21 protein-coding genes and 1 pseudogene are annotated in these 21,249 nt (G+C 72.1%); 7 read left to right on the top strand and 15 right to left on the bottom strand.

The features are described 5' to 3' along the window. Positions 1–5 precede the first annotated feature (5 nt). A pseudogene (locus QRX60_RS04440) lies at positions 6–698 on the top strand (PQQ-dependent sugar dehydrogenase); the annotation flags it as partial. On the opposite strand, the gene QRX60_RS04435 reads toward QRX60_RS04440, so the two are convergent. The 5 genes from QRX60_RS04435 to QRX60_RS04415 form a co-directional block, all read right to left on the bottom strand. Further along, complete coding sequence (locus QRX60_RS04435) at positions 695–1,093, bottom strand: hypothetical protein (protein WP_285999523.1); 399 nt, start codon at positions 1,091–1,093, stop codon at positions 695–697. The pseudogene QRX60_RS04440 and the gene QRX60_RS04435 overlap by 4 nt on opposite strands. Continuing rightward, positions 1,093–1,911 carry a heavy metal-binding domain-containing protein gene (locus QRX60_RS04430; protein WP_285999522.1) on the bottom strand — a complete coding sequence of 273 codons (819 nt, stop codon included), beginning with the start codon at positions 1,909–1,911 and terminating at the stop codon, positions 1,093–1,095. The genes QRX60_RS04435 and QRX60_RS04430 overlap by 1 nt, the downstream gene beginning before the upstream one ends. 9 nt (positions 1,912–1,920) lie before the next feature. Further along, positions 1,921–2,718: a heavy metal-binding domain-containing protein gene (locus tag QRX60_RS04425; RefSeq protein ID WP_285999521.1), complete on the bottom strand. Its 798-nt coding sequence runs from the start codon at positions 2,716–2,718 to the stop codon at positions 1,921–1,923. A gap of 250 nt (positions 2,719–2,968) precedes the next feature. Further along, positions 2,969–3,691, bottom strand: coding sequence for a heavy metal-binding domain-containing protein (locus QRX60_RS04420; protein WP_285999520.1), 723 nt, complete (start codon positions 3,689–3,691; stop codon positions 2,969–2,971). Beyond that, positions 3,691–4,719 carry a carbohydrate kinase family protein gene (locus QRX60_RS04415; RefSeq protein ID WP_285999519.1) on the bottom strand — a complete coding sequence of 343 codons (1,029 nt, stop codon included), beginning with the start codon at positions 4,717–4,719 and terminating at the stop codon, positions 3,691–3,693. The genes QRX60_RS04420 and QRX60_RS04415 overlap by 1 nt, the downstream gene beginning before the upstream one ends. Before the next feature lie 113 nt (positions 4,720–4,832). Here QRX60_RS04415 and QRX60_RS04410 point away from each other — a divergent pair, with 113 nt between their 5' ends. Together QRX60_RS04410 and QRX60_RS04405 are read left to right on the top strand one after the other, a co-directional pair. Continuing rightward, a complete protein-coding gene (locus tag QRX60_RS04410) occupies positions 4,833–5,576 on the top strand; it encodes a DeoR/GlpR family DNA-binding transcription regulator (protein ID WP_285999518.1) in 744 nt (247 codons plus the stop codon). Beyond that, the gene (locus QRX60_RS04405) at positions 5,573–6,853 is read left to right on the top strand and encodes a 6-phospho-beta-glucosidase (protein ID WP_285999517.1); all 1,281 of its coding nucleotides are present in this window, start codon (positions 5,573–5,575) and stop codon (positions 6,851–6,853) included. Before QRX60_RS04410 ends, QRX60_RS04405 begins: the two co-directional genes overlap by 4 nt. Here QRX60_RS04405 and QRX60_RS04400 read toward each other — a convergent pair. Further along, the gene (locus tag QRX60_RS04400) at positions 6,850–7,575 is read right to left on the bottom strand and encodes a nucleotidyltransferase family protein (RefSeq protein WP_285999516.1); all 726 of its coding nucleotides are present in this window, start codon (positions 7,573–7,575) and stop codon (positions 6,850–6,852) included. The two genes, QRX60_RS04405 and QRX60_RS04400, sit on opposite strands and share 4 nt — an antisense overlap. A 10-nt stretch (positions 7,576–7,585) precedes the next feature. After that, on the bottom strand, positions 7,586–8,296 hold the full coding sequence (locus QRX60_RS04395; RefSeq protein ID WP_285999515.1) for an SDR family NAD(P)-dependent oxidoreductase: 711 nt from the start codon (positions 8,294–8,296) through the stop codon (positions 7,586–7,588). A 205-nt stretch (positions 8,297–8,501) separates the two neighbouring features. Here QRX60_RS04395 and kstD point away from each other — a divergent pair, with 205 nt between their 5' ends. Next, entirely contained in the window at positions 8,502–10,235 is a 1,734-nt protein-coding gene (gene kstD / locus QRX60_RS04390) for a 3-oxosteroid 1-dehydrogenase (RefSeq protein ID WP_285999514.1), read from the top strand. On the opposite strand, the gene QRX60_RS04385 is transcribed toward kstD, so the two are convergent. The 5 genes from QRX60_RS04385 to QRX60_RS04365 all read right to left on the bottom strand — a co-directional run bounded on the left by QRX60_RS04385 (position 10,232) and on the right by QRX60_RS04365 (position 15,881). Then, positions 10,232–11,260, bottom strand: a complete 1,029-nt coding sequence (locus tag QRX60_RS04385; protein ID WP_285999513.1) for an LLM class flavin-dependent oxidoreductase — start codon at positions 11,258–11,260, stop codon at positions 10,232–10,234. The genes kstD and QRX60_RS04385 overlap by 4 nt on opposite strands. Before the next feature lie 168 nt (positions 11,261–11,428). Continuing rightward, positions 11,429–12,598, bottom strand: a complete 1,170-nt coding sequence (locus QRX60_RS04380; protein WP_285999512.1) for a Glu/Leu/Phe/Val dehydrogenase dimerization domain-containing protein — start codon at positions 12,596–12,598, stop codon at positions 11,429–11,431. Continuing rightward, positions 12,595–13,209, bottom strand: a complete 615-nt coding sequence (locus QRX60_RS04375) for a TetR/AcrR family transcriptional regulator (protein WP_285999511.1) — start codon at positions 13,207–13,209, stop codon at positions 12,595–12,597. The genes QRX60_RS04380 and QRX60_RS04375 overlap by 4 nt, the downstream gene beginning before the upstream one ends. Before the next feature lie 39 nt (positions 13,210–13,248). Beyond that, positions 13,249–14,088 (bottom strand): hypothetical protein, encoded by an 840-nt coding sequence (locus QRX60_RS04370; RefSeq protein ID WP_285999510.1) that lies wholly within the window; start codon positions 14,086–14,088, stop codon positions 13,249–13,251. A gap of 95 nt (positions 14,089–14,183) precedes the next feature. Continuing rightward, positions 14,184–15,881 carry a TIGR03086 family metal-binding protein gene (locus QRX60_RS04365; RefSeq protein ID WP_285999509.1) on the bottom strand — a complete coding sequence of 566 codons (1,698 nt, stop codon included), beginning with the start codon at positions 15,879–15,881 and terminating at the stop codon, positions 14,184–14,186. 85 nt (positions 15,882–15,966) lie between these two features. Between QRX60_RS04365 and QRX60_RS04360 the strand changes: the two genes are divergently transcribed. Together QRX60_RS04360 and QRX60_RS04355 are read left to right on the top strand one after the other, a co-directional pair. Next, entirely contained in the window at positions 15,967–16,596 is a 630-nt protein-coding gene (locus QRX60_RS04360) for a TetR/AcrR family transcriptional regulator (protein WP_285999508.1), read from the top strand. Between the two features lie 176 nt (positions 16,597–16,772). Next, positions 16,773–17,600, top strand: coding sequence for a DUF11 domain-containing protein (locus QRX60_RS04355; protein ID WP_285999507.1), 828 nt, complete (start codon positions 16,773–16,775; stop codon positions 17,598–17,600). Between the two features lie 63 nt (positions 17,601–17,663). Here the strand turns inward: QRX60_RS04355 and QRX60_RS04350 are convergent, their stop codons facing one another. Then, complete coding sequence (locus QRX60_RS04350; protein WP_285999506.1) at positions 17,664–18,419, bottom strand: trypsin-like serine peptidase; 756 nt, start codon at positions 18,417–18,419, stop codon at positions 17,664–17,666. 123 nt (positions 18,420–18,542) lie between these two features. Further along, complete coding sequence (locus QRX60_RS04345) at positions 18,543–19,199, bottom strand: rhomboid family intramembrane serine protease (protein WP_285999505.1); 657 nt, start codon at positions 19,197–19,199, stop codon at positions 18,543–18,545. Positions 19,200–19,292: 93 nt separating this feature from the next. Between QRX60_RS04345 and folP the strand changes: the two genes are divergently transcribed. After that, entirely contained in the window at positions 19,293–20,171 is an 879-nt protein-coding gene (gene folP / locus QRX60_RS04340; protein WP_285999504.1) for a dihydropteroate synthase, read from the top strand. Here the strand turns inward: folP and QRX60_RS04335 are convergent. Continuing rightward, on the bottom strand, positions 20,161–21,228 hold the full coding sequence (locus QRX60_RS04335; RefSeq protein WP_285999503.1) for a class I SAM-dependent methyltransferase: 1,068 nt from the start codon (positions 21,226–21,228) through the stop codon (positions 20,161–20,163). The genes folP and QRX60_RS04335 overlap by 11 nt on opposite strands. Positions 21,229–21,249 lie beyond the last annotated feature (21 nt).

The following is a 21,249-nucleotide window of genomic DNA, read 5'->3' as shown; positions in this document are numbered from 1 at the left end:
CGTTGTCGCTGACCACGAGCACCGAGCAGATCCTGCTGACGGGCATCGCGCGCAACAAGTTCCACAACGGCGGCCGGCTGCGGTTCAGCCCGGACGGCCGGTACCTGTTCGCCGGCACGGGTGACGCGCAGAACGGCGACAACGCGTCGAACACCGGCAGCCCCAACGGAAAGGTGCTGCGCATCAACGCGGACGGCTCGATCCCCGCGGACAACCCGTTCCACAACGCGGTGTGGAGCTACGGGCACCGGAACGTCCAGGGCCTGGCGTTCGATGGCCGGGGCCGGCTGTGGGAGCAGGAGTTCGGCAACAGCATCATGGACGAGACGAACCTGATCGTGAAGGGCGGCAACTGCGGCTGGCCGTCGTGCGAGGGGACGTCGGGTTCGTGCGGCACCGCCGGGTTCATCGCACCGAAGAAGACGTATCCGGTGGCACAGGGTTCGTGCAGCGGGATCACGATCATCCACGACGCGCTGCACGTGGCTTGCCAGCGCGGCACGCGGCTCTACCGCGCGGTGATCAGCAGCAGCTCGCTGACGAACTTCCGGACGTTCTTCGACGGGACGTACGGCAGGCTCCGCACGGTCGAGCCGGCGCCGGACGGCCGGATGTGGCTGGCGACCAGTGTGGACGGCGACAAGGACAGCACGCCGCACAACAGCCACAACAAGATCCTGCGGGTGACGGTGGGCTAGCCGCCGAGGAGACGCGAGAGCGCATCCCGCGCTCTCGCGTCCTTCTCGGCCAGCGTCGTCAACTCCCGGGCCAGCGCCGTGAGCCAGTCGTCGACGGCGGCCTGCTTGCGGCTGATCACCACCCCGCGAACGACCTGGTGGATCTCCGCGGCGACCCCGCCGTGCTCGCCCGCGCTCAGCACCAGTACCCGGTCCGGGGTGGTCACCCGCACCGCGATCGCCTGGCCGTCGCGGCCCGCGACGCGGTCGGCGAACGTGCGCCGCCGGGACACCTCGACCATGCCCGCCGGCAACGCGTCGCCCAGCGTTTCGGACAGGACCCGGTGGTAGGACTCGACATCGGCGCGGTCCGTGCGCAGTGCCGCCACCAGCAGGTGGAAGTCCAGCTCGCCCATCAGTCGGTCAGGGGCAGCACGAGCTGCGGCTTGGCGATGTGGTGGTCGGCGCGCAACGGCTTCACCGCCGTGCCGATCGCGAAGAACTCGGTCGTGTGACCGCCCCACCGGTGCGGCAGCGACAGCAGCTGCACCCCGACGATGCCCTCCGCCTCCAGCTGCTCGGCTTCCGTCTGCATCCGCGACATCGCGAGCTCGCGCGCGTCGTACAACGCCTCCGTGTACTGCGGGATCTCCACGTTCTGGCCGATGTTGCCCATCATCTGCCGGAACCGCTGGTGCGCGATGTGGTAGACGCAGGTGCCCATCACCATGCCCAGCGGCGCGTAACCGGCCTGCACCAGCGTCCAGAAGTCCTGCCCGGACAGGTCCGAGGTGAACGGCTTCCCGGTGTTGTTGCGCCATTCGCCGGGTTCGTCGGCCTTGACCGCGGTGCCGATGGCGATGAACTCGGCGAGGTCGCTGCCGAACTCCTTGAACTCGATCTCCAGGCGGACCGCGACGATGCCGTCGGCGCCGAGGACGTCCGCCTCCGCCTCCATCCGGGACATCGCGAGCTCGCGGGCGTGGTACATCGCCTGCGAAAGCCGGTCCATCTCCTGGTTCTTGCTCCACCGTCCCATCTGGAACCCGACGTGGTAGATGCTCGAGCCGAGCACGAGCCCGAGCGGCCGGAACCCGGCTTCGCGCACGAGGAGGAACTCGTTGACGCTCAGGTCGGACGTGAACAGGCTGGTCTTCTGGCCAGGTCGCATCTCGGCGAGCCGGCGCATCGCATCCTCGGGGATGTGCTGCGCGGCGGGATCCGCGGTGGTCACGAAGCCTCCTCAGGAACGGTTCAAGGGCAGGATCTTGAGCGCGCTGGTCGGCGCGGCGGGGCCTTCGTGGAACCGGGCGATCGCGGTGCCGGTGACGGTCGCGATGCCGGCCGCCGCGATCTGCTGCACCGGCCACATCCGCAGCGTCATGCCCGAGACGATGCCGCCGTCGGCGCCGCAGTCGCGGATCGCGCGGGCGAACTCCGCCCGCGCCGCGGCACGGACTTCGGTGACGACCTTCGTCGGCGCGTCGACTTCGGTGTTCCCGGCCAGCGGGTTGATCTGGTACTGCATGGTGTAGTCGAACAGGGCACGGCCGGCGACGCCGACCGCCATCCGCGCCGGCACCCAGCCGGCCTGCATCAGCTTGCCGACGTCCTGGCCCGGCAGGTCGGTGGTGAACAGCCGCCGCGGCCGCCGGCCGGTTTCGGCGCGGACCGCCGTGCCGAGGGCGGTGAACTCCTGCATCACGTCGTCGAGCGCGGTGATCGTGACCGTGATGCCGAGGACACCGTCGGCGCCGAGCGCGGTCGCCTCCTGCCCGAGCCGGTCGAGCGCGGTCGCGTAGCCCTGGCGCAGCATCCCGGAGAGCAGCTTGACCTGGTCGGCGGCCCACGAGCCCGGCCCGGTCCAGCCGACCTGCTGCACGACGCAGCCCATGACCTCGCCGATGGGGGTGAAGCCGGCCACTTCGGCGCCGACGGCGCCGGGCACGCTGAGCAAGGACGTCTTCAGCCCGGACGCGGCGTAGCGCTCGACGCGGGCCCGCGCGACGGGCGGCAGGCCACGACCGTCCCACTCGGGCACTGGCTGACCTCCTTCGACCGGTCTCGCTTCCATCGTGGCACGGATCCGCGCGGGCGGACGGCGCGCGCGGAGCGATCAACGGGTATGTCCGGAAGGTCCGGTCGCAGGTGGCGCGAGACCGCGGAAAGGGACGCGGCGCAGTGGCGCGGGCGGGAGATGCAGGGTGCCGGCGGTGGGCCGGGAGGGCGGTGGCCGGCCGTGCACTGGCGCGGGTCGCCGCGATGGCGTGCGAAGCCTCGGGGCGCGGCCGTCAGCGCCCCACCCCCGGTGGGTTCCCGTCCAGCGGCAGGACCGGGAGCGACGCCGTCGGCACGGGACCCGCACCGAACCGGGCCACCGCCGTGCCGAACACGCTCGCCACCGCCGCGGCTCCCGTGTGGCCCAGTGCCCACGCCCGCAACGTCGTCGACGTCACCAGGCCGCCGTCCGCGCCCGACCGGTGCACCGACGCCAGGAACTCCGCTCGCGCCGCCGCCCGGACCCGCGTCACCAGCTCCGTCGGCACCGTGGCTTCCTCGCCCGGCCGGCCCGTCATGGCGAGGTCGTACGCCGTCCCGTCGTCGATGCCGATCGCCAGCGTCACCGGGACCCAGCCCGCCAGCATCAGCTTCGCCACGTCCGGACCCGGCAGCCCGGTCGTGAACGGCTGCGGCGGCCGCTTCCCGCGGGAAGCACGCACCGCCGTGCCCAGGACGACGAACTCGCGGACCGTCGCGCTCACCCGGGTCACCGTGCAGCCGATCGCCAGCACGCCGTCCGCGCCCAGCGCCGACGCCTCCGCGCGCAGCCGGTCCAGCGCCGTCGCGTAACCGCGCCGCATGCTCGCGGCCAGGTCGTCGGCGTGCTCGACCACGCAGCCCATCACCTCGCCGATCGGCCGCAGCCCCACCGCTTCGGCGCCGACCACGCCCGGCACCGACAGCAGCGACGTCCGCAGCCCCGACGCCGTGTAGCGGCCGGCGCGCGGGTGCACTAGCGCCAGCCGTCGTCGCCGAAGCCGAGCGTCACCGGGCCGCGGCGGGACGTCTCGGCGATCGTTTCGGCGGGCAGGACGTCCTCGAGGAACTCGTAGTCCGGGCGCCGGTTCCGCACGTGCCACTCGGCGATTTCGTGCCAGCCCGGTGCGGCGAGCGCGCCGCCGAAGTGCTGGACCGACAGGCCGGCCGTGAGGCCCGCGAACCGGAGCCGGTCCGCCAGCGGCCAGCCCGTCAGGGTCGCCGCGACGAACCCGGCGCCGAAGACGTCGCCCGCGCCGGTCGCGTCGAGCACGTTCACCGGCAGCGCCGGGATGTCCGCCGTCTCGCCCGTGGTGCCGTCGACGGCGAGCACGCCCGCGGCGCCGCGGGTGATGACCGCGACCGGGACCAGGTCGGCGAGCTTGGCCAGCGCCGCTTCCGGGGTGTCGGTGCGGGTGTAGCGCATCGCTTCGACGTCGTTGGGCAGGAACGCGTGGCAGCACGCCAGCTGGTCGAGCAGCGCCGCCGACCACGCTTCCGACGGGTCCCAGCCGACGTCGGCGAAGACGAGACTGCCCGCCTGGTGCGCGGTGTGGACCCAGTCGGCCGTGTCGAGGCCGATGTGCGCGACGGTCGCGCGGCTCGGCGGCGGGGAGCCGGCCAGCTCGGCGACCGGGACGGGCGGCGGGTGGCCGTGGGTGACCATCGCCCGGTCGCCGGCGTAGGCCAGCGAGACGGTGACGGGGGAGTGCCACTCCGGGAACCGCCGCGAGCGCGACAGGTCGATGTGCTCCTGCCGAGACAGCACATCCCAGCAGTAGCGCCCGTAGACGTCGGTGCCGAACGCGGCCGCCAGCGACGTCCGCAGGCCGAGGCGGCTCAGCGCCACCGCGAAGTTCGCGATGCCGCCCGGCCCCGAGCCCATGCCGCCCGTCCACACTTCCGTGCCGGGCTCCGGCGGTCGTTCGAGCCCGGTGAACACCAGGTCGAAGAACAGCAGACCGGACAGGAAGACATCGATGTCGGGTGCGGACTCGGCCGGCACGGGCGCCTCCCGGAATCGAGGATGCGCACGAGCGTGCTTCAGGTGCGCAGAATGCGCAAGAGACGCGCAAACTCGTTCGTCTGGTGAGCGAGTTTGACTGCTATTGTCCCCGCATGCTGCCCCAGCGTCGCCACGAGCTGATCCTGCGGGCTCTCCGTGCGGAGGGCCCGGCGCCGGTCGGCGTGCTGGCCGAGCGGCTCGGCGTCAGCCAGGCCACCGTGCGCCGCGACCTGGTGCAGCTCGACCGCGAAGGCCGGCTGACCCGCGTCTACGGCGGGGCGATGGCCGCCGACGACGAGCCGTTCGCGCGCGTGGCCGCCGAGCGGGCCGACGACAAGGACGCCGTCGCCCGGCGCGCGGCCGGACTGGTCGCCGACGGCGACACCGTGCTCCTCGACATCGGCACCACCGCGCACCGGCTGGCGCGGCACCTGCGCGACCGCGCGCTGACCGTGATCACCAGCAGCCTCGCCGTCTACGCCGAGCTGAAGGACGCCGACGACGTGCAGCTCGTCCTCCTCGGCGGCGTGGTCCGGCGCAGCTATCACTCGATGGTGGGATTCCTGACCGAGGACGCGCTGCGCCAGGTGCACGCCGACACCGTCTTCCTCGGCACCAGCGGCGTCCGCGGCGACGGCCACGTCATGGACTCGACGGTCGTCGAGGTGCCGGTCAAGCGCGCGATGGTCGCCGCGGGCGACCGGGTGGTGCTGCTCGCCGACGCCGGCAAGTTCCCCGGCACCGGGCTGGCCCGGGTCTGCGGGCCGGACGCGCTCGACGTCGTCGTCACGAGCCCCGGAGCCGACGAGCCGACCTGCTCGGCCCTGCGCGAGGCGGGCGTCGAGGTGCTGCGATGAGGCTGGCGATCCTGGGCGGTGGCGGCTTCCGCGTGCCGCTGGTGCACGGTGCGCTGCTGGCGGACGGCGGGGTCACCGAGCTGGTCCTGCACGACGTCGAGCCGGGGCGGCTCGCGGCGGTGGAACGAGTTCTCGCCGAGCAGGCCGCGGGCGTCCCGGACGCGCCGCGGGTGCGGACCACCACCGGGCTGGCCGACGCACTGTCCGATGTGGACTTCGTGTTCTCCGCCATCCGCGTCGGCGGGCTGCGCGGCCGTCGGCTCGATGAGCAGATCGCGCACGCGGAAGGCGTGCTGGGCCAGGAGACCGTCGGCGCCGGGGGGATCGCCTACGGGTTGCGGACCGTCCCGGTCGCCGTCGACCTCGCGCGGAAGATCGCCGAGCTGGCCCCGGAAGCGTGGGTCATCAACTTCACCAACCCCGCCGGGATGGTCACCGAGGCGATGGCCGCGCACCTCGGCGGCCGGGTGCTCGGCATCTGCGACTCGCCGGTGGGGCTGTGCCGCCGCGTCGCGCGGGCCCTCGGCATCGACCCGGCGACGGCGTGGTTCGACTACGCCGGCCTCAACCACCTCGGCTGGCTCCGCGCGGTCCGCGTCGGCGGCGAGGACGTCCTGCCGAAGCTGCTCGCCGACACCGGCGCGCTGGAGTCGTTCGAGGAGGGGAAACTCTTCGGCGCGGACTGGCTGCGTGCCCTCGGTGCCCTGCCCAACGAGTACCTGCACTATTACTACTTCGCGCGCGAGGCCACGAGCCCGCAGTCGCGCGGGGCCCAGCTGCTGGAGCAGCAACGCGGCTTCTACGCGGAACCTTCACTGGCCGCGTGGGAACGCACGCGCTTGGAGCGCGAAGCGACGTACATGGCCGAGACGCGCGAAGGCGAGCGTGACGATCTCGAAGGCGGCGGCTACGAGAAGGTCGCGCTGGCGTTGATGCGCGCCATCGCGTACGGCGAACGCACGACGCTGATCCTCAACGTCCGCAACGGATCCGTGCTCCCCGGCGTGCCCGCGGACGCGGTCGTAGAGGTCCCGTGCGTCGTCGACGCGAATGGCGCCCGGCCGCTGGCCACCGGGCCGTTGCCCGACCACGCGCTGGGCCTGGTGACGGCGGTCAAGGCTGTCGAGCGGGCAACGATCGAAGCGGCGACGACGGGTTCGCGCGAGGCGGCACTACGGGCGTTCGCGCTGCACCCGCTGGTCGACTCGGTCTCCGTGGCGCGGCGGCTGCTCGACGCCTACGCCGCCGCGCACCCGGAACTCGCTTACCTGGCTTAGGAAATCTCGCGCAGGAGCGGGGCCAGCCGGGCCGCCAGGTCCGCGTCGACGGCCTCGATCTCGCCGATCAGCAACTCGGTGACGGCGTGGAACGGCCCGGCGAGGTTCCCGAGCCCGCCGACCAGCGTTGCCTCGAACGGCCTGGTGACGTCGGCGGGCAGTTGGTCCAGGCCGCGGCCCTCGCCCGCGGGCACGCCGTGGCGCAGGCAGGTGAGCGCCAGCGCGTACTCTCGGACGCGGCCGATCATGTACTCGGCCTGCCAGCCGCGGCCGCGTTCGATGCTCGACCGCGCGTGCAGGGCGTGCAGCCAGGCCAGGTCGACCAGCCGCCGGGCGTCCGGTGGCGGCGACTGCGGGCGGTCCTGCGGCGTGCCGAACAGCAGCCGGAACTTCGGCGTCGTCGCGCCGAAGTCCGCTTCCGGCCAGAACGCCAGGTCGACCTGCAAGGTGTTCGCCAGCAGGAAAACGCGGAACACGGTCCGCTCGAACACGACGTCCATGTGGTGCACCGCTCCGTGCTCGCGGTAAATCCGCGCGGTGAAGTCCGCGAGCACCGGCTCGGGCTCGCCGGCGACGGCGAAGGCGAGGTCGATGTCCGACCACGCGTCTTCGGCGTCGAGCGCGGCCGAGCCGGTGAGCGCGGCGCCGGTGACGCGCTCGTCCGACCGGGCGGCTTCGATCAGGGCTTCGCGGAGCAGGTTCCGATCCCCCGGGGTGAACATGATCTCCAGGTCAGACCGTGGCCATCGCGGTGAACTCCGCTTCCGCGTCGCCGCGCTCGGCGTACAGCGACCACGCCTTGCCGGCGATGTCGTCGGGATCGAGGGTGCCCACCGCGAAGCCGTGGTCCTGCTCGGTGAACTCGCGGTGGATGTCGCCGCGCTCGATGAGACCGCCGATCGTCAGCGTGCCCGCGTAGACACCGGTTTCGCGCAGGGCCGCGTTCAGCGTCAGGACGAACATGCGCAACGCCGCCGACGCCGGCGCCAGGCTGCCGAGCATCGGCATCGGGTACTTGCCGCTCAGGCCGCCGGCGAACAGCAGCGAACCCGAGCCGCGCTCCAGCATGCCCGGCAGCACCGTCTCGACCAGCCGGACCGCCGGGGAAACGATCGCGTCGAACGCGGCGCGCACGGTGTCCGCGCCGGCCGTCGTGAGGGGGACGGGACCGGGTCCGGCGATGTCCGCCGGGCCGAAGTACACCGTGTCGAGCTCGCCGGCTTCGGCCGTGATGCGCGCCAGAACCGCTTCCAGTCGATCAGGGTCGGTCACGTCCGCCGCGTAGGTGTGCGTGGGAATCCCGGCCAGGGACTCCCGGTAGCTCGCGTGCCGGGTTTCGGTGCGCGAAACCAGCGCCGTCGTGAAGCCTTCGCGGCCGAAGCGACGGGCGATCGACAGGCCGAGCCCGGGCCCCGCACCCAGGACGGCGATGACTTTCGGCAAGGGAACCTCCTCGAGAGAAAGTGAGACTGCTCTCAAGTTATCCATAAGGTGAGGATGCCGTCAACTTCCATGTCGTGTGCGGCGAATGTCGTCATGGGTTCGGGCCAGTGGCCTACGGTGCTGCTCCAAGCGGGTAGAACATGTTCCAGTTTCCGGTGTGGACCGACACCATGACCTTCGCCGTTCCGCGAGCGAGGAGTGCGCCATGGATGCCGACCTGACCCGCCGCCAGATCCTGCGCGGCACCGCGGTGGGCGTGGGCCTCGCCGTGACGTCCGGCCTCGCGACGGCACCGGGCGCGTCCGCCGCGCCCCTCGTGGGGGAGTACGACGTCGTCGTGGTCGGCTCCGGCGCGGCCGGGATGACCGCGGCGCTGACGGCGGCCAAGCGCGGGCTCAGCGTCGTCGTCCTCGAGAAGGCGCCGACGTTCGGCGGGTCCGCGGCGCGCTCCGGCGCGGGCATCTGGATCCCGAACAACCCGGTGCTGCTCGCCGCCGGCGTCCCGGACACGCCCGCGAAGGCCGTGCAGTACCTCGCCGCCGTCGTCGGGCCGGACGTGCCGGCCGCGCGGCAGGAAGCGTTCCTGCGCAACGGACCCGAGATGATCGCGTTCGTCATGGCGAACAGCCCGCTGCGGTTCCGGTGGATGGAGGGCTACAGCGACTACTACCCGGAGCTCCCGGGCGGCCTGCCGAACGGCCGCTCGATCGAGCCGGACCAGTTCGACGGGAACCTGCTCGGCGCGGAACTGGCGAACCTGAACCCGCCGTACCTCGCGACGCCGGCTGGGCTGGTCGTCTTCAGCGCCGACTACAAGTGGCTGAACCTGGCCGCCGTCAACGCGAAGGGCGCGGCGGTCGCCGCCGCCTGCCTCGCCCGCGGCACGGCCGCCGCGCTGGCCGGGCAGAAGCCGCTCACCATGGGGCAGTCGCTCGCGGCCGGGCTGCGGGTGGGGTTGCTGCAGGCGAACGTCCCGGTGCTGCTGAACACCCCGCTCGTCGACCTGAACGTCGAAAACGGCGCGGTCACCGGGGTTCTGGTGCCGCAGGGGCTCGTGCGGGCCCGGCGCGGCGTGATCGTCGGCTCCGGCGGGTTCGAGCACAACGCCGCGATGCGCGCGCAGTACCAGCGGCAGCCGATCGGCACCGCGTGGACCGTCGGGGCCAAGGAGAACACCGGCGACGGCCACCGCGCCGGGCAGCGCGCCGGCGCCGCGCTCGACCTGATGGACGACGCGTGGTGGGGCCCGGCCATCCCGATCCCCGGCGACCCGTACTTCTGCCTGGCCGAGCGGACGCTGCCCGGCGGGCTGATCGTCAACCAGGCGGGCAAGCGGTTCGTCAACGAAGCCGCGCCCTACAGCGACGTCGTGCACACGATGTACGACAAGAACCCGGCCGAGCCGGACATCCCCGCGTGGCTGGTCGTCGACCAGAACTACCGGAACAAGTACCTGTTCCGCGACACCCTGCCGCTGCTGCCGCTGCCGGACTCGTGGTACGCGGCGGGCGCGGTCGTCAAGGCGTCGACCATCCCGGCTCTCGGCTCGGCGATCGGCGTGCCGGCCGCCGCACTGAAGTCCACTGTGGACCGATTCAACGGATTCGCGTGGTCCGGGGTGGACAGTGACTTCCGGCGCGGCGCGAGCGCTTACGACCACTACTACACCGACCCGCTGGTGCTGCCCAACTCCTGCCTCGCGCCGCTGTGGGCGCCGCCGTTCTACGCGTTCAAGATCGTGCCCGGCGACCTCGGCACGAAGGGCGGCATGCGCACGGACGCCCGGGCGCGCGTGCTCCGCCCGGACGGCTCGGTGATCCCGGGCCTGTACGCGGCCGGCAACGCGAGCGCGGCGGTGATGGGGCACAGCTACGCCGGCGCCGGCTCGACCATCGGCCCGGCGATGACGTTCGGGTTCATCGCCGGGAACGACGTCTAGAACTCCTTCTCGACCAAGGGAAGGACTTCGGTGCCGAGCAGTTCGATGGCGCGCATCATGTCCTGGTGGGGCACGCCCGACCAGTCCATCTGCAGGGCGTAGCGGTCCGCCCCGGTGAGCTTGCCGACGGAGATCAGGCGCTCGGCGATCTCCTGCGGGCTGCCGACGAACAACGCCTGCGCGTCGCGGGTGTGCTGGTCGTACTCGGCGCGGGTCGGGACCGCCCAGCCGCGGGCTTGCGCGCCGTACTTCATCGTTTCGAGCCAGTACGGGTAGAACTTTTCCTTGGCTTCCTGGGAGTTCTCGGCGATGAAGCCGATGGCGCTCATGGTGACGTGCAGGTCTTCTTTCGCGTGGTCGCCCGCTTCGCCGGCTCGGCGGTAGAGGTCGACCAGCGGGGCGAAGCGCTCGGGGCGCCCGCCGATCACGGCGTACACCACGGGCAGGCCCAGCAGCCCGGCGCGGATGGACGACTCGGGGTTGCCGCCGGTGCCGATCGAGATGCGCAGGCGGCCGCCGTACGGGCGCGGCAGGATCCGCGCGTTGTCGAGGGGCGGGCGGAACTTGCCGGACCAGGTGAGCGGGTCTTCGCGGTCGATGCGGAGGAGGAGGGCGAGCTTCTCCTCGAAGAGTTCGTCGTAATCGCCGAGGTCGTTGCCGAAGAGCGGGAAGGACTCGGTGAACGACCCGCGCCCGGCGAGCAGCTCGGCGCGGCCGCGGCTGAGCTGGTCGAGGGTCGTGAACTGCTGGTAGACGCGGACCGGGTCCTCGGTGCTCAGGACGGTCACCGCGGAGCTCAGCGTGATCCGGCTGGTGACGCTCGCCGCGGCGGCCAGCACCGTGCCCGGGCTGGAGATCGCGTACTGGTCGAGGTGGTGCTCGCCGAGGCCGTAGAAGCCGAGGCCCAGCTCGTCGGCGAGCTTGATCCGCTCGAGGGTGTTGGCCAGCGTCTGCGCGACGGACGGTTGCTCGCCGGTGCGCGGGTCCGGCGCGCGGTCGCCGAAGCTGTAGATGCCGAGTTTCATAGAGCGTTCAACTATCTGGGAGGTGGATTCGTTCCCGTGGGGGTGGGGGCGAACGATCGTTCTGGTGGGGGAGGGGTGCGAGCGGTCCAGTGGCGCCGGCGGGGAGAGCGACCGATCGTTCCTTCTTGAGTGAGACAGGGCGACTGATCGTTCTTGCCGCACGGCGACTCAGCCGAAGCGGGTCTGGATGGCTTCGAGGTTCTTCTCCGACAACTGCAGGGCGGCGGCGCGGAGACTGAGCCCGTCGAGGGTGGCGCGCTCGAACACGCCGGTCACGAGGTCGCGCATCCGCGTCCGGACCTTGCCGAAAGCTTCCTCGGCGTCCGCGCCGACGTCGCCGAAGAGCGTCCACCACCACCAGGAGTTGGTCGCCGAATTGGCCACGAAGTCCGGCAGCACCCGGATGCCGCGGGCGTCGAGCAGCGCCTCGGCGTCGGCCGTCACCGGCAGGTTCGCGGCCTCGACGATGAGCTTCGCGCCGATCTTGGCCTGGTTGTCGCTGTCGACGCAGTACGAGATCGCGGCCGGCACGAGGACCTCGGCCGGGACGTCGAGCCACGCTTCGGGCGGGAGGAGCTCGTCGCCCGGTCCGAGGTTGTCGCGGTCGATGCCCCCGAAGCGGTCTCGGTGGCGCAGCAGGTTCTCGACGTCGAGGCCGTCCGGGTTGACGACGACCCCGCGCACGTCCGAGACGCCGACCACCTGGAGGCCGGCTTCGGCGAGGAACCGCGCGGTGGCCCCGCCCATCGAGCCGAAACCCTGGACGACGACGCGGTTCGGCCCGCCGAGCCCGAGCATCTCGAGCCCGCTGAGCGTGGCCTGGGCGACGCCGAGGCCGCCGACCAGCTCGTCGAGCCCGAGCCCGCCGACCTCGATGCGGAAGGCGTCCACCAGCCGTTCGGTCGCCGCCTCGCGGTCTTCGAGCAGCGGGTAGACCGCCTGGACCGGGCTGAGCAGGCCGATCTCCGCGATGACGTCGTCGATGACGTCCTGCCGCAGGCCGAGGTCCTCGCCCATGGTCCAGTAACGCTCGATGAGCGGGCGCATGGCGTCCAGGTAGCGGGCGACGACCTCGCGGGCGCGCTCGTCGTACGGGTCGAAGTCGATGCCGCCCTTGGCGCCGCCGAGCGGGACGTACCGGCCGTCGGGGTCGTAGTTGAGGCCCTCCTTGAGCGTCATCCCCCGCGCCAGGCCTCGCACCTCGAAGAGTGTGCAGCCGCGGCGCATCCGCAGGCCCCCGCTGGCCACGCCGCGGACCAGCCGGTCGATCACCAGGTAGCCCCGGCACCCGGTGACCGGGTCGGTCCACGCCACTTCGAGCAACGCCGGCTCGCTCATCGGCCCTCCGCGGTCAGCGCCGGTTCGGTCTCGCCGAGCTCGTGGGCCAGCGCCTGGCCGACCCACCGGGCGCAGTCGTCGGCGGTGACGGTGCCCTCGCGCGCGACGAACTGCACGGCGAGCCCGTCGAGCAGGGCGGTCAGCCGCCACGCCGCACCGTGCGGGTCCCGGCACCGGAACTCGCCGGCGGCGACACCCTCGGTGATGAGCGAGACGACGGCGTCGCGCCACCGCAGGTCGAGCCGCTGGACCACCTCCCGCAGCTCGGCGTCGCGCATCGCGGCGGCACCGGCTTCGATCCACAGGTGCCAGCCCGCGGTGGGTTCGGTCGGCCCGTAGAGGACGAGCACGGCGCGAAGCCGTTCGCCGGCCGGGCCGGGGCGGGCCAGCTCGTCGCGCAGGACGGCGAGGTTGCGCTCGGCCGCTTGCCGGAAGGCCTCGATGATGAGGGCTTCGAGGGTGCCGAAGTGGTAGAAGACCAGCGCGGTGCTGACGCCGAGGTCCTTGGCGACGTCGGCGGCCCGCACCCCGGCGATGCCTCTCAACCGGACCTGGTCGAGCGCGGCGAGCAGGATCTCCTCCCGCCGGACGGCGACCTCCTTGCGCGTCATGGGGTAACGGTACCCATCCCGGGAACACCCGGAAGTCGGTCAGGCACGCAGTTCCCGGACGAGCGCCCGCAGCCACGGCCCGGCGATCGCGGGCTCGGCGGAGATCGTCCGGACGAGCCGGTCGCGCACCTCGGCGGACCGGCCGGCGTCGACGAGCGCGAACGCCTCGGCCAGCGCGCGGCGCGTGGCCTTGCCGTGGTCGGGCGTCCGGACGGTCTCGTCGGTCCAGCGCTGCCGCGGGAAGGACGGGGTCAGCTTCGGCTGGTCGTTGCCGAAGTAGCACCAGACGTCCCGCGCGAGCGACACGTTGCGAACCGCCGCCGCGGGCAGTTCGCGCGTCCAGGCGACGTCCTCCTGCCAGCGCCAGGCGTCCGGGCGAGTCGGCTGGCGGAGGGTGACGCCGAGGAACCGCAGCTTGCGCCGGATGACGTGCCACGCTTCGCGGTCTTCGTCGATCCAGTCCCTGAGCTGGACGTACAACTCGGTGAAGGTGTCGCCTTCGTAGACGAGGTCGGCGAACACGGTCGGCCGGGTCCCGCGGGCGAGCGTGTGGGGCGTGATCCCGGCGGCGGCGAGGTTTTCGCGCAGCAGCCGCACGTCCCGGCGGCCGAATCCCTGCCGTGGCTTGAGGGAGAGGGGAAGCTGGTGGACGCGTTCCTGCCACGACGTCTGTTCGAGGGCGCCGCCGAGGAGGTCGTGCATGCTGTCCAGCGACCGGCCGACGAAGTGGAGTTCGCCGTCGCCGCACCGGGCGAGGACCTTGGCGGTGCAGGTGGTGAGGTCGTCGAGAAACCAGAGATGCGGTTTTCCGGCGTTGTCGAGGAGCGTCCCGACCTGGTCGGGACGCACCAGGTCCCACCGGAACGGTCGGTTCGTCATGAGGCCAGCGTAGGTTCGGGATTCGTTGGGCGGCAACGGATTTTCCCAGGCCGGGGGAACCGCTCTCGCGGTTCCCCCGGCCCGGGAACGGATCCTCAAGCCGTCCACTGAGGATCGCGGCCCAGGTACCGCAGCAGCTCCGACACCGCGTCGTCGCCGGCCGGGCCGTCGAGGGCCGGTGCGTAGGCGAACCCCCGCAGTGGCTCCGCCAGTTCCTTCGCCGTCGGCAGCAGCGCCTCCGCCAGTTCCTTCGTCAGCGGGGATTCCTGGCCCGTCGCCACCGCGATGTCCCACGCGTGCATCGCCGCGTCCAGGGCCGCCGCGCCCACCGCCACCGCGGCCGGGAGTGCGCCCTGCGGCAGGGGCGTCGGGACCGCCTCCGCGCCCGGGGGAACCGTCGCGAACGCCGCGGCCGCCGCGGCCAGCTTCGGCTCGAGGAACGCCGACACGTCTTCGAGTGCGCCCGAGGGGGCGAACGGGTCGAAGTCCGGGCCCGGCTCGCCCGTGATGAAGGCCGAGTAGCCCTGCTGGTCGCCGCCCGCGTGCTGGAGGACCTGGTGCACCGTCCACTCCGCGCACGGGGTCGGGAGAGCGCCGTCCGTCACGCCCGCCGCCGCCGAGCGCAACGCCTCGTGGGCCGAGGCCAGAAGCGGCCATGGCGAAGAAAGCCCGGCGAAGAACGTGCGGATGTCGGCGACCAGGACCTCCGGCGCTTCGTGCGCCGAGTAGTGGCCGGCCGCGTCCCGGGGGCCGCCACTGCCCGAGCGCGTGTCGTACGCGTTCCAGCTGACGATGTTCGCGTGGTCGCGCTCGGCGAAGCGGCGGATCGACTGGAAGTCGCCCGCGAACATCGCCAGGCCCGTCGGCACCGTCGTCGGGCCCTCCGGGTGGGACGTCGTGTGCGCGTCCTCGTAGTAGAAGCGGATCGACGAGCCGCCCGTGCCGGTCAGCCAGTACAGCGCCACGTTCGCGATGACGAAGTCCGCGTCGAGGTGCTCGCCGAAGAGCTGGGCGTTCCACGCCAGCAGCGCCAGCGGGGAGTCGGCGAGCGCGAAGGCGAGGGTGTGCGGCTGCTGGCTGTGCAGCGTGTTGAAGGAGAACATGTTCTCGTAGAACCACTGCAGGTGCGCGAGCGCGGCCTGGTCGGCCTCGCTCAGGTCCGCCATCTCCGCCGGGTCGCCGGACGGGAACGAGAACAGCTGCGTGACGTGCACGCCGACCACCTTCTCCGGCGCGAGCCGCCCGATCTCCGGGGAGATCATCGAGCCCGCGTCGTTGCCCGCCGCGCCGTACGACTCGTAGCCCAGACGGCTCATCAGCTCCGCCCACGCCGCCGCCGTGCGGTGCGTGCCCCAGCCCGCCGCGCGGGTCGGGCCCGAGAACCCGAACCCCGGCAGCGACGGGATCACCAGGTGGAACGCCGGCGCGTCGGCCGACTCCGGCTCGGTCAGCGGGCCGATGACGTCGAGGTACTCGACGATCGAACCCGGCCAGCCGTGCGTCAGCACCAGCGGCGTCGCGTCCGCGCGGGACGACCGGACGTGCAGGAAGTGGATCGTCTCGCCGTCGATCTCCGTGACGAACTGCGGGTACGCGTTGAGCCGCGCCTCGAACGCCCGCCAGTCGAACTCCTCCAGCCAGTGCCCGGCCAGCGCGCGGACCCGCTCGTTCGTGACGCCGTACTCGGCGGGCAGGTCGTCCGGCCAGAGCGCCCGCTGGAGCCGATCCCGCAGGTCGTCCAGGGCGGACTGGGGGATCTCGGCGCGGAACGGGCGAAGGGCGGGGACCGTCATGGCTACTCCTCGAAGGATGGAACGGAATGCTTCGTTCCGAACTGTAGCAGAGCGGAATAATCCGTTCCAGTGGTAATCTCCACCCATGCCCGAGACCGCCCTGCCGGGTCGCCGCGCCCAGGCCGCCCGCAACGACTTCGTCATCCTCGACGCCGCGCGCCAGGTCTTCCTCGTGGACCCGAAGGCGCCGATCTCGCACGTCGCCGAGCGCGCGGGCGTCGGGATCAGTGCCCTCTACCGGCGCTACCCCAGCAAGGAGTTCCTGCTCTGCCGGCTCTGCCACGACGGCCTCCGCACCTACATCGCCGAAGCCGAGGCCGCCGACGAGGAGCCGGACGGCTGGACGGCGCTCACCGGCTTCCTCCGCCGGGTGGTCGACGCCGACGTCCACTCGCTGACCGTCCACCTCGCGGGCACGTTCACCCCGACCGAAGAGATGGGCGCCGACGCGCGACGGGCGAACGAGCTGTCGGCGGGCCTCTTCGCGCGGGCGCGCGGGACCGGACGGCTCCGCGAGGACGCCGTCACCGAGGACATCGGCATGATCCTCGAGTGCTGCGCGGCGATCCGCGTCGAGGACCCGGAGCGCACCGCCCAGCTGCGCCGCCGCTACCTGGCGATGCTCGTCGAGGGGCTGGAAGCGGGAAAAGAGCGCGAGCTGCCCGGCCCGCCGCCGCGCCCGGGTGAGATGAACGGCCGCTGGCGTCCGTCCTGACGGCCCTGCCGCGGCGCGTCCGGATGGCGGTAACGAATGCCGGTTTTGCGACGACTGATCAGCGTCGGCTGTCCACCAAGACCACGCAGCATCCGTCAGAGCGGCATTCCCCGGACCGAAACGGCGAGACCACGACTATGCAACGAAGCTGGCGAAGAACCACGATCCTGTCCTCGGTGGCCGCATTGGCCACGGCGTTCCTCGCGATGGCACCCGCCGCGCAGGCGGACGTGCCCTCCAGTTCTGTCGAAGTCAGCACCACCACGGTGCTCCCGGGACAGACGTTCACCATCTCGCAAACCGTGCACAACGACCGTGATTTCACGGTCACTTTCGCCAAGGCCGCCATTTACGGCACGCCGACGCCGATCACCGACGTCGTCGACGTCGTTTCCTGCACGAACACGACCGCGGTCGGCTGCTTCCAGGCCGGGAGCAGCTACCGCGCCGCGTTCGGCGACCTCGAGGCGGGCGGCACGAAGACCACGGTGTGGACCTTGCGCGTCAAGGACACCGCGGCGCCGGGCCAGTTCACGCTGCAGCACCAGTTCGTGGGCGACAACTACGCCTTCGACACGCTCGACGGCCCGGTGATCACGGTCGGCAGCCCGTCGACCTTCGCCGACGTCAAGGTCGCGCTCGCCGCGACCGGCCACGGCGGCCTGAACGCACGCATCGACTACACGCTGACCGTGACGAACGCCGGCCCGTCGGCCGCGTCCGGGATCCGGGTCGTGGCCACGTATGCGTCGGGACTGTCGTTCGCCAGCGCCACCGGCTGCACCCGTGTGGGCAGCACCCGGTCGCTGAACTGCGACGTCGCCTCACTGGCGTCCGGTGCTTCGGCGACGGCGAAGTTCTCGGTCAACGGCGGCCTGCTGGCGCTCGGCTCGTACACCACGACGGCGGTGCGCACGGCCAGCTCGCCGGAGGATCCCACCAGCGCCAACGACAGCGCGTCGAAGACGTGCTCGGCGCTCACCGGGCTCATCGTGACCTGCTGAAGGCTCGCGAGAGGTGAACCGGGCTCGTGTCCTCCGCCAGGGACGCGGGCCCGGTTCGCGTTTTCAGCCGGCGGCCGAGGCGTACAGCTTCGCGATGTCGTCGTCGAAGTACGGGCTGTAGGAGACGTCCGGGGTGTCGCCGCCGAGCTGGTAGCCGCCGATGACCCCGACGACCGCGCCGCCGGTCACCCACGGGCCACCGCTGGTGCCGTCCGGGAAACCGGGGCAGGCGACGCGCAGTTGATAAGTCTCGAACCGCGTGGTGGTACCGGTGCACACCACCGGGGAATCGGTCGTGTTGGGGTAACCCGTCAGGGTGATCGCATGGTCGAATCCGCGGTCGGTGCCGAGAACATTCGCTCCGGTGAGGCTTTCCAGCGAAGCCGTGTTCCCCGGTTGCTGCACGGTCAAGAACGCGAAATCCAGATCCGGGTCGGCCGAAGACGTCCAGCCGTCCGCGACGGCGACACCGGTGACCGTCCACATTCCCAGCGGCGCGACACCGTCGTGATAAGCGGGAGCGAAGGACATTCCGCCTTTGACGCAGTGCGCGGCCGTCAGCACCAGGTCACCGGCGCCGGAATGCACGACGCTCGCCGTGCAGAAATGGCTCCCGTTCGCGAACAACGCCCCGACCGGGGAAACACTTCTCGCCGGAGTCACCGTCGCCGAAGTGGCCGAAGCCGCCGGGGAAGTGACCGGCGCGCCCGCGGCATAGGCGTCGTCGGCGGTCGTGCCCGTGCCGGCGACCAGGCCGGCGCCGAGCACCAGAACGGCCGCCGCGGCCGCCGCCGCGGGCCTCAGGAACTTGATCGCCACCGCTCCAGATCACCACACCGGAACCGGGTTGGCAGCGCCACGAGCCGGATGCACAGTGACTTCACAGCGGCTGTGAAGCTCGTATGTGCCGGGCTGAAGGTGCCCTTCAGTCCGCGCGACCCGCTAGCCGAGGTCCTTCGGCAGCAGGGTGGTCGCCGGGTCGGGAGCGGCGACGGCCTTGGGACGGCGGTCGCGGAACAGCCAGCCGCCGACGATGCCGCCGAGGAAGCCGAACATGTGGCCCTGCCAGCTGACCCCTTCCTCGGTCGGCAGCAGGGACGCGAAGGTGTAGGCGAAGCACAGCGCCATCACCAGGCCGAGCACGATGTCGATCGCGTGCCGGTCGAACAGCCCGCGCACGATGATGTAGCCGAAGTAGCCGAACACCAGCCCGCTGGCGCCGACCGTGACCGAGTTCGACGGCGAGATGAACCAGACGCCGAGCCCGCTGGCGACGATGATCAGCACGGTCACGCCGATCCACTTCTTCACCCCGCGGTAGGCGGCGAGGAAGCCGAACACGAACAACGGCCCCGAGTTGCCTTCGATGTGACCCCAGCTGGAGTGCATGAACGGCGCGCTGAAGATCTCCGGCAGCGACGCCGGGTCGCGTGCCTCGATGCCGAACTCGCGGCTCAGGTCGTAGCCGGTGGGAGCGTTGACGAGCTGGATCACCCACAGCACGGCCAGCAGGCCCACCATCACCCACAAGGCCTTCTTGGCTTCGGCGATCATCGCCTCGGCTTCGCTGCGGGCGGGGCCCTCTCCGGTCGTGCTCATTCGTCCCCCTTTGTCGGTTGCGCCGAGGATAACCGGACAGCGGCCGCGGACGCGGCGTTCCGGGCCGAGCCGTGACCTGGCAGGGTTGGGCGTATGACGTCACACCGGCCGGAGGTGGTCTTCCGCGGCCGTCGCATGCCCGGCGACCGCGCGCTGGTCATGGCCATCGTCAACCGCACGCCCGACTCCTTCTACGACAAGGGCGCGACCTTCGCCGAGAACGCGGCACGCGACGCCGTCGACCGCGCGGTCGCGGAGGGCGCCGACATCGTGGACATCGGCGGGGTCAAGGCGGGCGAGGGCCCCGAGGTGGACGTCGACGAGGAGATCGACCGGGTCGTGCCGTTCGTCGCCGAGGTGCGGGAACGCCACCCGGGCCTGGTCATCAGCGTCGACACCTGGCGCCACGAGGTCGGGCGCCGGGTCTGCGAGGCGGGCGCCGACCTGCTCAACGACACGTGGGCCGGTGCCGACCCGAAGCTGGTCGAGATCGCGGCCGAGTTCGGCGCGGGTTACGTGTGCTCCCACGTCGGCGGCATGCCGGTGCGCACCGACCCGTACCCGGCGCCGACCCCGGACCGGCCGTTCTGGCCCCGCTACGACGACGTCGTCGCGGACGTGGTCGCCGAGCTGACCGCGGCGGCCGAGCGGACGGTCGCCGCCGGGGTGCCGCGCGGCGGCGTCCTCGTCGACCCGACGTTCGACTTCGGCAAGAGCACCCGCCACGGCCTCGAGCTGCTCCGCCACTTCGACCGGCTGGTGGCGACCGGCTGGCCGGTGCTCGTCGCGCTGTCGAACAAGGACCTGATCGGCGAGACCCTGGACGTCGAAGCCCACGACCGCCTGGCCGGCACCCTGGCGGCGACGGCGATCGCGGCGCACGCCGGTGCCGCGGTCTTCCGCGCCCACAACGTCCGGGAGACGCGGGAAGCCGTCGAGGCGGTCGCGAGCCTCGTGTCCACTATGGACTGAGTCGCCAGAGTGAGGTGACTTCGGCGGCCCGGGCCCGGTGCAGCGGGTCGTCGGGGGCGAGGGCGCGGGGATGCCGGGCCGGGGTCCCGGTCCGGTCCACGACCCGCAGGCCCGCCGCCGCGATCCAGGCCAGGAGCTCGTCGCGCGTGCGCAGTCCGAGGTGCTCCGCGAGATCCGACAGCACCAGCCATGCCTCGCCGTCCGGCGTGAGGTGCCGGCGTGCCCGGTCGAGGAAGCCGCGCAGCATCCGGCTTCCCGGGTCGTACACGGCGTGGTCGAGCGGGGTGCGGGCGCGGCCCGGCAGCCACGGCGGGTTCGCCACCACCAGCGAGGCCCGGCCGGGCGGGTACAGGTCCGTCAGCACGACCTCGGTGCGTGCGCCGAAGCCGAGCCCGGCCAGGTTCTCGGTCGCGCACGCGACCGCGCGGGGATCGGCATCCGTCGCCACCACCCGGGGGACACCGCGGTGGGCGAGCACGGCGGCCAGCACCCCGGTGCCGGTGCCGATGTCGAAAGCCGGGGAACCCGGCGGCAGGGGCGCCGCCGCGACCAGGTCGACGTACTCCTGGCGGATCGGGGCGAAGACGCCGTAGTGCGGGTGGATCCGCGCGCCGAGGGCCGGGACGGCGATTCCCTTCCGGCGCCATTCCGCCGCGCCGAGCACCCCGAGCAGCTCTCGCAGCGGCACCGCCGCGGGGACGTCGAGCGCGCCGTACACCGCGGTGCACGCTTCGGTGACGTCCGGTGCCCGGCGCAGCGGGACGACGTGGCCGGGGTCCAGCGGCACGTGGAGGAACGAGAGCAGCCGCGCTCGCGAAGCGCGATCGGCACGGTAGCGGGCGTAGTCGTCCGGCGGGGGCGCCGGGATCCGCCGGTTCATGGCGTCGAGCAGCTGCCGGGCGGCGGGGTAGTCCCCCTGCCAGAGCAGGGCGACGCCGGTGGACGCCGTGCGCAGGGCGGCGTCGGCCGACAGGCGGTCGTCGGCGAAGACCGCCCGCCGGGACGGAGGGGAGAAGAGCCGGCGAGGGGGTTCGCCGGGCACGACGAGAAGAGCCACGGGAAAGGGTTTCCGTTCTTG

It is taken from the genome of Amycolatopsis mongoliensis, assembly GCF_030285665.1.
Classification (GTDB): domain Bacteria; phylum Actinomycetota; class Actinomycetes; order Mycobacteriales; family Pseudonocardiaceae; genus Amycolatopsis; species Amycolatopsis mongoliensis.
Note: the sequence above shows the minus strand (reverse complement) of the source record. Positions and strands in the feature narration are given on the sequence as shown.